This is a genomic window from Terrisporobacter sp. (assembly GCF_017888745.1).
Lineage (GTDB): Bacteria > Bacillota > Clostridia > Peptostreptococcales > Peptostreptococcaceae > Terrisporobacter.
In genome coordinates, this window is the sequence record NZ_JAGHFM010000211.1 from 1 (window position 1) to 10410 (window position 10410).

Genomic DNA, 10410 nt, shown 5'->3' on the forward strand with positions numbered 1-10410 from the left:
ACATTATGAACTTAATACTTTATAAGTAGGAGAAATGATTATGGATTTAAATTTAATATTAAAAATTTGTCTTTTAATAGTTGTAATCGGTATAGCTTTTAATATATTAAAATTGATTACATCTTTTGTATTTAAATTAGCTTTAATAATTTTAGTAATATTATTAGTTTGCAAATTCTTTGCATTATTTTAAAAAAAGCTGTCTCAAAATGATTATATAATCATTCAAAGAGACAGCCCTTTTTATATAATCACTAATGTAGCGATACTACTATCTTTATCAAGTTAACTTTTTAACTATATTTACTTCTTTTAATTTTCTGAATAAAGTTAATATTTAATAATATGGTAAAATATTAGCATTTATTCCTTAATATTGTTATAATATGTTTCATGGAGGTTGAAATATATGACAAAAAATTTTAAATCAATCGTAATTGAATTTTTAGGAATGATTTTGGGATGTATACTAATCAGTATTAGTATTAACATGTTCTTTAATCCTAATACTATTGCACCTGGGGGGCTTAGTGGTTTATCTGTAATTTTAAGTAAAATAAGTGGTCTATCAGTATCTACTGTAATGCTTACTCTTGGAGTTCCATTAATTATATTTTCTATCAAAATCCTTGGAAAGTTAAATGCTTTAAAAACTCTAGCTGGTACATTACTTCTTTCAGTTTGCGTAAATTTAACATCACCACTATCTCAAATTATAGCAACAGAAGATGTATTATTAGCAGCAATTACTGGAGCATTAATTTTAGGATTAGGACAAGGTCTTATTTTTAGATTAGATGGATCTACTGGAGGAACTGATTTAATAGCACTTATGATAAATAAGGTTGCACCAAGTATATCAATATCTAAGTGTCTAATATTTATTGATGGTGCTGTAGTTTTATCTTCTGGATTAGTAAATAAAAATATAGAAACTGGTTTATATTCTGCCATTAGCCTTTATATAATAGCTAAAATGATAGATTTTATGATTTCAGGATTTGACTATTCTAAAAAGTTTATGATAATAACTAATAAAGAAAAAGAGTTAAAAGATGTAATATTAAACGAGGTTAAAAGAGGTATAACTATAATTGATGGTAAAGGTGGATACTCAGATAGTAACAAAAGCGTTCTAATAGTAGTAGTCAGAAAAAACCAAGAAGTTCATCTTAAAAAACTTATTAAAATGATTGATAAAGATGCTTTTATTATAGTAAGTGATGTTCATGAAGTATTCGGTGAGGGATTTGCACCTATTAGTGCATAAATTTGAATTAATTTTACTTTATATATTTAAATTTTAAAAATTATTAAATAATTGAACTAGTCCCTGTCAAATAGACAATAGAAATAATAAGAATTAAATGTCTAAGTACAACATTCAATCGTACTTAGACATTTAATTTTTCTAACCATTCAATCTCCCTATCTCCTTGCAAATAAAAATATCCTAAAAAATAATATCCATAACATCTCTTTTCATACACAAATATAAGATATAGATATAATTATAATTTTTTCTAGTATATTCTATTAAAATTATATATTATGTAATAAGTATTATCTATTTAGATTAATTATTACTTTGTATTTTATTAATTCATATGTAAATAGTTTATTTATTGATTTGCAGATTCTCACATTATATACTAATAATAGAATTTAAATCTAAATTCTATTATTATACGGAAGGAAATCATTCATAATGGTAGAATCGTTAAAAAAAACTAAGTTTAAAGTATTAGCTTTAATTGCAATTTTGTTTGTTATATTCTGCGCTATAAATTTAGCGCTAATAAATTCGTATGCTCCATCAAGTTTAAATAAAGAATCAGTTTTAATTACTTCTAAGAATGGAAAAGTAATTACTACAAATTTAGATGTAAGAAGTGGAACTTCTACTTCTCATGATCTTATTGGAGAATATAAAAAGGATGATGCAGTAGAAATAGTTGGAGAAACTAAAAACGGATGGTATAAAGTTAAGTATGAAAATGAATACGGATATGTTTCTAAAGATGATGTTGCAGCTTCTTTAGATGGGTTTCTATTTATTGGTGATTCATATACTGCATTTATGAAAGATACAATCAATTCAAACACTAAAAATCATTATATAAGAGCTAAATCTGGAGTTGTTCCTTCTTATTGGTTAGATAATTTCGAGCAAATGCCAAATAATTCTAAAGTAAGAGGGGTGACTATTTTATTGGGTGTAAATGGTATAAAAGCATATAAATACGATGAAACCCTTGAAGATATGAAAACTTTGCTTGATAAGCTAACTTCAAAATATCCTGATAAAAAAATTTATGTGCAAAAAGTTCATCCTCTTGGAAAGAACTTCTCCACTAGTATTATAGATGATATCACAAGATACAATAACGAAATAGAAAAATTCTGCGAAACTAAATCTAACCTTTTAATTATTGATTCAAGTAAAGGATTAGTAACTAGCGATGGATATTTAAAATATCCAGACTGGGAAGGTATACATCATATACCATCTAAATACCAGACTTATTACAATAATATAGGTCAAGCTATCTTAGATGCAAATTAAGATGTATTGCATAATTTTTAATTTAAGATTAATTTATAAATTTAATATTTTATTTATTTACAAATCACATAAAATATAATTTCCTTAAAATATAAAAAACTCTTATATCTAAAGATATAAGAGTTTTTATTCATACTTATAATTGGTTGCGGAGACAGGACTCGAACCTGTGACCTTTGGGTTATGAGCCCAACGAGCTGCCAACTGCTCCACTCCGCGATATGATTATATTTATTAATATTATGATAGCATAATAAATATAATATAACAACCCTACTAGAAGTATTCCCTAATTTTGATTAATTAATTCACTTACTTAAATACATCTATCACAAGGATCATTTTTACCAGATTGTGATATTGTACCTGAATTTATAATTTTACTTCTAGAAAGAGTAGAACAAGACTTTGTTAAATGATATGATTTACCATTTGGTGTCCAGTAAACTATATCACTACTGCTTGAGTCTGATATATTATCACTTTCTTCCACCTTAGAAGTATGTGAACTTGCTAAATTATTAGTATTTTTAGTAGTATCTGAATATTTATTACTTGATGAATAATTTTTATTGCTAGATGAAGAAGAACTTTGTTTTTTATTACCTACATTATAACTTCCTATCTTACAATTTACTTCTAATCCTTTTCCAGTAGATATAAATATAATATCACCACATTCATCATTTCTATGTACTTCAATATTATTATTTTTTAATGTATCCATTGTTTCTTCATGTGGGTGACCATATCTATTATTTTCACCAACAGTAATTACAGCATACTCTGGATTTGTTTTTCTTATAAAACTTGGATCCGAACTTGTTCTAGAGCCATGATGGCCTATTTTTAATAAATCTACATCTTCTGTATTTATGTTGTTCTCTATTTCTCTCCCTGCATCCCCCATAAATAGAATTTTATCATTACCATTTATATATTCTAATACTATAGAATTATCATTTACTTCTTTTTCGTTGGCAACTGATAAAACTTTAAATTTAGATTTTTCCAACTTAAACTCACTATTTAATAAAGGAACACTAGGATTTAGTCCTTTGTTAGATATTGCATTTATAAAATCTGCATAAGTTTTTGTATTGGCATCACCATTACTTACATATACATTTTTCACCGCTATAGAATTTATTACTGCATCAAGTCCTCCAATATGGTCAGCATCAGGATGCGTTGCAAATATATATTCTAGCTCTTTTACGCCTTGCTTCTTTAAGTATGAAACCACTGTATTTTCATCATCGTTATCTCCACCATCAATAAGTGCAGCCTTACTTCCTTCTTTTATGAGTATGGCATCCGAGTTGCCTGTATTTATAAAGTGTATTTCAGCTTTATTTTCAGTTACTTCATTTATTGTAGCTTCTTGTGGTGTTTCTCCTTCATTTTTATCTTTTTTTGTATAATTTTTTTTATTAATGCTTTCTTGTGATAATAACTGTGAGTCTGCACTTGTTTCATTTATTTTCGGTAATGTAAAAGAAAACACACATAGTAAAATTAAATATACTGTTAATGTATTTATAAATATTTTTTTCTTTTGTTTTTTATTTCTTTTTGCAAATAAATATTTTATATTAAGTACTAATGACGGTGTTGCTAAAAGTAGTAAACATAAAGATATATCATTTATACTTTTCGATGAACCTATCATAAAAAATAGCATAATTAATATGTAATAAACTTTTGCTATATTTTTATTTCTTTTTTTGTTACTTCTAAATCCTGCTATATAATTTTTCATAACCTTCTCCTTTTATATTTTCACATGAAAAATTATACATTATTATGACTTATTTTTGTATCAAATTTTGTATTAATTTAACATCTTAAGTGTCAAAACTTTTTCATTTTGTATTTTTATCTTTAATTATTTAATAAAAAAAGACTTACTAATTAGTAAGTCTTTAGAATTATCAAACATATAATTATTATAAAACTATGCAGTTAAAAATTTCTCTAAGATATTTTTCAGTATATTTTCTAAGTCTCCACAGTCATCAGCTTTTCTAATTCTAGGTTGAGCTATTTCTCCACCATGTTCAAAATCAACTGGATGAACTACTATGTCTCTATCTTCTTCTTCAAAATCAAATAACAATCCAATTAAATTATCAACGTTCAAGCTCAAATCGCCTATGTCTTTTATTGTATTATCATCTTCGTAAATATCATCTAAATAATGATTCAGTGAGTATTTACTACCATCTATAAGCTCTATTTTTTCAGAACCCTCATAAGTTTTTCCTATAGCAAAATGAAGAGCATATTCTCCATTTTCTAATAAATCTATATAATCACTAGATTGGTGTAGTTTTTCATAATCTTCATCAAAAGTTACTACATCCATATAATCTCTATCTATTAAACAAATTCTTGAAACATAATTTGGAAAATCATATAATAATTCTTCTATATTGTCATTGTAATAATCTATAAAATTTTCTAAATTAAATTCTTCTACTTTAAATCTTAATATTTCCACAGTATATTTCCTCTCTTAACTTTCTACAAAATACGATATATTTCGATAAACGATAAGATATAATATACCATAAAGTTAGATTTTTTAGTAGTACTTAAAAATTAATAAAAGTATATTTTTAAGTTTATCCTAAAATATTCTTTTATTATAAATATTTTTTACATTTAACAAGTTTTAGCATACATTATAATGAACTTTTCCAAAACTCACATCACTATCATCATAAGAATTCTTATTCTCATCTTTATGACCAATAACTATAACATATAAAACTCCATACTTATTAGATATTGCAAGCATCTCTCAAACAGAAACCTAAGAATCTTTATTTTCAGACTCCCTTCTTATCATTTGCATCCAAGTAGAGCCAATACCTAACTTCTCAAACGTATTGATAATACTTTAGTCTAGGAGTTTTCTACAGGTTTGAAGTCAATATAATGTCCTTGTATGTAAAAAAGTAGGCTCAATGCCTACTTTCAATTAATACATTTTAAAATACTTCTTTCCCAAATTTATTATTTCTAAAGTCTTCATATGCCTGATATATTTCTTCTCTTGTGTTCATTACAAATGGACCGTGTGAAGCTATTGGCTCATTTATAGGTTCTCCACTTAATACAATAAATAATGCTTCTTCATCCATAGATTCAACTGAAATACTACCATCTATATTGTCAAATAAAATAAAATCACTTTCTTTGCATATTTTATCTTCATTTACTTTCACTTGTCCTTTTAATATTAGCATTCCTGTATTAAAGTTACTTGGCTCATTTAAATTTACTTTACCATGTTTTTTTAAGTTTACATTATAAATATTTATATTAGTAAATGTACTTGCTGGTCCCTTCACTCCGTTAACTTCACCAGCAATTATACTTATTTCTCCTTGATTGTCTTCAAGCTCAATAGCTCCCATTTCACCTTTTAATAATGCTTGATACTTAGGTTCTATCATCTTTTTATCTCTCGGTAAGTTAACCCAAAGTTGAATCATGTGAAGTGTGCCACCTTTTTTACTAAACTCAGCTTCATGATATTCCTTATGCATTACACCTGATGCTGCGGTCATCCATTGAACATCTCCAGGACCTATAATTCCGTGATTTCCTTTATTATCATGATGTTCAACCTTTCCATCGTAGGCTATTGTTACAGTTTCAAAACCACGATGAGGGTGGGCTCCAACGCCACGAGTATATGTTGATGGCTCGTAATAATATGGTGCATGATAATCTAATAATAAAAATGGCGATAAACGATTCATACTATTAATTTGTGATGGTAAGTATTGAGATACTCTAAAACCATCTCCCACCATATGAGGTTGTGATCCTTTAAATATATTTTCTATAGTTCTAAATTTTTTCATTTTCTTAATTCCTTTCTTTATTTAATTCTCTAATTAATATATCACTAATTAGTGATATATTTTTAAAAAAATATCACTTATTGGTGATATTTACTATAAGTTTTTAAACTTTTTAAGAATAACTTTTAATGTAGCTTTTTCTTCTTTGGTTAAAATATCAAAAATGCTTTTAATATTATTAATATGCTCAGGTAAAATAGATTCTATAACATTTTTTCCTTTCTCCGTTAATGATATTATACAAGATCTTTTATCATTAGGATCTTGGTTCTTTCTTATTAATCCATCCTTCTCCAAATTTTTTATGACTATAGTTATATTTCCAGATGTAGTTAATATTTTTTCTATTAACTCATAAATCTTTAAATCTCCCTTATTGTATAAAGCTTCCAAAACTCCAAATTGAGCTACTGTCAAACCACTTTTTTTAATTATTTCAAACTCTTTTTTATGAATTGCATGCTCTGCTCTTGTAAATACTATTAAAGTAGATAGTTCTAAATAATTTTCTTCTATTAATTTTTTTATATTTTCCATATACCCAATATATCACTAATTAGTGATATTGTCAAATAAAAATTCATTTTGTTTAAACTAGTGAGTGTGCGCTCAACTTCATGTGGTTAATGACTGCATTTGTTGCTCAAATATCAGTTTTGATTATAGATTATCCAAAATTCGGATAATTTATAATCACTTAAAATATAAAAAGCATATTATTATTTAATTTATTTATATAATAACATGCTTTTTATTTTATTAATATTATACTATTCCTGTGATTCATCACTAGGAGTCTCAGTAATACTACCTTCACTTCCATTATTACCACTGTTAGTAGAATTATCTGGTGTTATAACTCCTTGATTTTCTTGTACTCCATTATTACCATTTTCCGTGTTAGGTTCACTATTTGTACTACCTGAATTTGTATTATTTTCTGGATTACTTGGCTTCTCTGTACTAGTATTGCTACTGTTTGAACTGCTACCATTATTACTTGTATTGCTATTTGAGTTATTTGTAGTACTTGAATTAATATTATTATTTGAGTTCTTATTGTTATTTGAATTATTACTATTATTTGAATTTTTGTTTTCGTTTTGTTTATTAGTATTACTATTATTTGAAGTAGTAGACTTATCATTTTTTGATTTATCTACTTTTTCTTCTTCATTTTGTTCTTCTTCATTAGATTTTTTCTCTTCTTTTTTAGTATCATTATCATCTTGTTTTATATCATCAACTGATATATAATTATTAATATTAATTTTATTTAATAAATCAAATCCTTTAATACTAATTGTACCTAATAAAAGAAGTAATACACAAACACCTAACACTTTTTTAAACTTTTTCTTTTTAGGTTTATCTTTTTTATAGTTCTTATTATCTAAACTTTCTTCATAATATTCATAAGTGTCACTTATTAATTCCCCATTGTCTAAGTAAGATTTAAGATCATTTATAAATATACTTAAATTAGTATATCTCTTTGGTAATTCTTTATTAGTAGATTTTTCAATAATTTTTAATAGGTTTTCATCATTTATATCTTTTTTGTATTTTTCCTTTTCAAAATAAGTTTTTCCACTTAATAAACTATATAAAATAACTCCTAAAGAAAAAATATCCTTATCTGGACTAAATTTATTTTCATCTGTTTCTTTGTCAGATTCATCTTTTTCTAAATCACCTATATTTTCTTGTAAATCTGCTTCAAATCTTTGATTTTCTAAATATGATAAAATATCTATTTTTACAATATCGTTAGGATTTTTAGGTCCCTTAGGCTTTACAAGAATATTTTCAATATTTAAAACTTCAAAAGATTTACTCATATTATGAAATTTCTCTAAGGCTTTAGCTAATTGCCCAAGTATTTTTACAGCTTCATACTTTTCAAATTTTCCATCACTTAATTTTTCTTTTAAAGTGATCCCTTTAAAATACTCACCTTCTATATAATAATAGTGAGCTTCTCCTATTCCATCGTATTTAAATATTTCATGAACAGATGTTAGGTTAGAATTTTTTATTTTTTTTAATTCTTCTACTTCTTTTAATAAATTATTTATATATTTTTCATTTTTACTTCTATTTGATATAACTTTTAATATTACAGTCTCTTCTGTCTGTGCATGTATAGATTTATATGTATCAGCCCAATCGTTTCTACTTATAAACTGTCTCTTTTTGTAAGTTTCATTAAAACGCCTCATAATCCTTTCCCTTCGAATACTAATTTCTTTACACTAATAATTTTACCAAGTTTATAGTATTTGTAAATATATAATTTATTTCTATGTTTTTTAATTATTTAATACAAATTGTATTGCATTATCTTACTTTAATACATAATTTTACTTTTTTATTACAAATTTAGTTTATATTTTTAAAAATTTTAGTTTAAATATCTACAATTTATGGTATATTTATTAAAGTGTTTAATTTCACATTACAAGTAAACATTATAATAATGTATTTTATGGAGGAATAATTATGGCTGGAGACAGAATAATATGTCACTGTAAACAAGTAAGTTACATAGACATAAGAAAAGCAATGATAAATGGTGCTAGAACTTTAGAAGAGGTTAAAGAAATGACAGGTGCTGCTACTGGATGTGGTAGATGTGCAGGAGCTATAGAAGAAATATTAGCGTCAGTATGTGGATGTCATAAAGTATCATTAGAAGAAGTGGTAAATGCAGTAAACAATGGTTGTGATACTGTTGAAAAGGTTGCTGAAGTAACTAAAGCTGGCTCTGCATGTGGTAGATGTAAAGCATTAGTTCAAAATGTTATCGATTTAAAAAGATAATATATTTTATAGCTAGAACAACACAAAAATATCCCCCTCTAGTAGAAGTTTCATTAGTATGATTACTAAGTTCTTTTACTAGAAGGTGTTTTCTTATCTTTAAAATTTCTACTTAATGTTTTTAGTTATAAATTTGATGAAGAAAAGCACTTCATGTTTATTTTTTCTCTACTCCATGAGATATAATTTCACCTGTTTGAGAATTTATTTCATAGCTATATTCTTGATTATTATAATAAAAATCTATATCATACTTATCAAATCCATTGTCACTGTCATACTCAACTTTATCAAATTTAACTTGATCACTTGTAAGCTTAGCATGTTTTAAAGCAATATCCTTAGCTTCTTGCTCAGTTATTTTAGCTTTATTAGTTTTATTATCTGGATTAGTTGGTATAGTATAGTCTTCTACATCTTTATCATATTCTATAATTTCACCTGTATCCGCATTGATTTCATAATCATATTCTGTTTTATCTGAGTAAAATTCTATATCATATTTTTTCACTCCATTATCAATGCCCTCTTCAGCTTTTATAAAAGTTACTTTATCATTTGTTAAATTTGCATGCTTTAATGCTATATCTTTAGCTTTTTCTATTGTTATTTTACTTTCTGTTTTCTGTGAAGTGTTATTATTTTCACTCTTAGCTGGTGTTGAATTATTACATGCTACCAAAAATATACTTGTACTTATTATAAGTGTTGCTACTAATGTTTTTTTCATATCATTCTCCTTTTTATAAGTTTTAAATTATATTTACCCACAAGTACAATAAAATATAATTATTTATAATAATATTAGTATAAGTTTTTACAAAAATAAAATTATAAATTTATTGAATTAAGTCAAATCAAGGTGCTTTACATCAAATTTAGTAAAATCATTTTGGAGCTTTAAAATAAGGTTCATTTATTATAGTTTTTAAATTTTTACGTTTATTATAAATTTTTGGGACAAAATCTTCATATTTAATTATCTTTTATTCTCTATAATATTCTCTATAATTCCTCTACATCTAGCACATCCTGTACCTGCTTTTGTCTCATCCATTACTTTTTCTAATGTATCTGCTCCATTTTTAACTGCTTCTACTACTTCATTTACTGATATATTTTGGCACTTACAAACATTTTGTA

12 protein-coding genes and 1 tRNA gene are annotated in these 10410 nt (G+C 25.5%); 4 read left to right on the top strand and 9 right to left on the bottom strand.

The genetic code is table 11. The features are described from left to right. The first annotated feature begins 40 nt into the window (after positions 1-40). The 3 genes from J7G74_RS10115 (at position 41) to J7G74_RS10125 (ending at position 2566) form a co-directional block, all read left to right on the top strand. Positions 41-193, top strand: coding sequence for a hypothetical protein (locus J7G74_RS10115; RefSeq protein ID WP_297134855.1), 153 nt, complete (start codon positions 41-43; stop codon positions 191-193). A gap of 216 nt (positions 194-409) precedes the next feature. Then, positions 410-1270 carry a YitT family protein gene (locus tag J7G74_RS10120; protein WP_297134857.1) on the top strand — a complete coding sequence of 287 codons (861 nt, stop codon included), beginning with the start codon at positions 410-412 and terminating at the stop codon, positions 1268-1270. Positions 1271-1708: 438 nt separating this feature from the next. Beyond that, positions 1709-2566, top strand: a complete 858-nt coding sequence (locus tag J7G74_RS10125; RefSeq protein WP_297134859.1) for an SH3 domain-containing protein — start codon at positions 1709-1711, stop codon at positions 2564-2566. 143 nt (positions 2567-2709) lie between these two features. Here J7G74_RS10125 and J7G74_RS10130 read toward each other — a convergent pair. From J7G74_RS10130 to J7G74_RS10160, 7 genes are all read right to left on the bottom strand, one after another. Further along, a tRNA-Met gene (locus J7G74_RS10130) sits at positions 2710-2785 on the bottom strand. 97 nt (positions 2786-2882) lie between these two features. Further along, on the bottom strand, positions 2883-4328 hold the full coding sequence (locus tag J7G74_RS10135; protein ID WP_297134860.1) for a ComEC/Rec2 family competence protein: 1446 nt from the start codon (positions 4326-4328) through the stop codon (positions 2883-2885). A 195-nt stretch (positions 4329-4523) separates the two neighbouring features. Next, entirely contained in the window at positions 4524-5069 is a 546-nt protein-coding gene (locus tag J7G74_RS10140) for a hypothetical protein (protein ID WP_297134863.1), read from the bottom strand. 174 nt (positions 5070-5243) lie between these two features. Next, positions 5244-5369 (bottom strand): hypothetical protein, encoded by a 126-nt coding sequence (locus tag J7G74_RS10145; RefSeq protein WP_297134867.1) that lies wholly within the window; start codon positions 5367-5369, stop codon positions 5244-5246. Positions 5370-5562: 193 nt separating this feature from the next. Further along, entirely contained in the window at positions 5563-6444 is an 882-nt protein-coding gene (locus tag J7G74_RS10150; protein ID WP_297134868.1) for a pirin family protein, read from the bottom strand. Between the two features lie 93 nt (positions 6445-6537). Next, complete coding sequence (locus J7G74_RS10155) at positions 6538-6981, bottom strand: MarR family winged helix-turn-helix transcriptional regulator (RefSeq protein WP_297134870.1); 444 nt, start codon at positions 6979-6981, stop codon at positions 6538-6540. Between the two features lie 233 nt (positions 6982-7214). After that, positions 7215-8666: a protein kinase domain-containing protein gene (locus J7G74_RS10160; RefSeq protein ID WP_297134871.1), complete on the bottom strand. Its 1452-nt coding sequence runs from the start codon at positions 8664-8666 to the stop codon at positions 7215-7217. Between the two features lie 280 nt (positions 8667-8946). On the opposite strand from J7G74_RS10160, the gene J7G74_RS10165 reads away from it, so the two are divergent. Beyond that, the gene (locus J7G74_RS10165) at positions 8947-9267 is read left to right on the top strand and encodes a (2Fe-2S)-binding protein (RefSeq protein ID WP_297134873.1); all 321 of its coding nucleotides are present in this window, start codon (positions 8947-8949) and stop codon (positions 9265-9267) included. A 157-nt stretch (positions 9268-9424) separates the two neighbouring features. Here the strand turns inward: J7G74_RS10165 and J7G74_RS10170 are convergent, their stop codons facing one another. Both J7G74_RS10170 and J7G74_RS16805 read right to left on the bottom strand, forming a co-directional pair. Next, entirely contained in the window at positions 9425-9997 is a 573-nt protein-coding gene (locus tag J7G74_RS10170; RefSeq protein ID WP_297134874.1) for a PepSY domain-containing protein, read from the bottom strand. A 249-nt stretch (positions 9998-10246) separates the two neighbouring features. After that, the coding region (locus tag J7G74_RS16805) for a (2Fe-2S)-binding protein (protein WP_297134876.1) at positions 10247-10410 on the bottom strand (164 nt) is incomplete at its 5' end.